At 54.3% G+C, this 551-nt stretch carries 1 rRNA gene; it reads left to right on the plus strand.

From position 1 onward, the window contains the following. Positions 1 to 438 (plus strand): 16S ribosomal RNA (locus tag NR121_RS25060); the annotation flags it as partial. Between the last annotated feature and the right edge of the window lie 113 nt (positions 439 to 551).

Raw genomic sequence — 551 nt, forward strand, 5'->3', positions numbered from 1 at the left:
GAGCGCAACCCTTGAGCTTAGTTGCCAGCATTAAGTTGGGCACTCTAAGTTGACTGCCGGTGACAAACCGGAGGAAGGTGGGGATGACGTCAAATCATCATGCCCCTTATGACCTGGGCTACACACGTACTACAATGGCCGGTACAACGGGAAGCGAAGGAGCGATCCGGAGCGAATCCTTATAAGCCGGTCTCAGTTCGGATTGCAGGCTGCAACTCGCCTGCATGAAGTCGGAATTGCTAGTAATCGCGGATCAGCATGCCGCGGTGAATACGTTCCCGGGTCTTGTACACACCGCCCGTCACACCACGAGAGTTTACAACACCCGAAGTCGGTGGGGTAACCGCAAGGAGCCAGCCGCCGAAGGTGGGGTAGATGATTGGGGTGAAGTCGTAACAAGGTAGCCGTATCGGAAGGTGCGGCTGGATCACCTCCTTTCTATGGAGTCCATGCTGACGGTAGGTCAGCGGACAAATCTGCAACGTAAGTTGCAACGGCACTCACTCGTGTTCAGTTTTGAAAGGTGCAATGCCTTTCGATCGTTTGGTGAT

It is taken from the genome of Paenibacillus sp. Pae15 (assembly GCF_024519685.1).
GTDB classification, from domain to species: domain Bacteria; phylum Bacillota; class Bacilli; order Paenibacillales; family NBRC-103111; genus Paenibacillus_G; species Paenibacillus_G naphthalenovorans.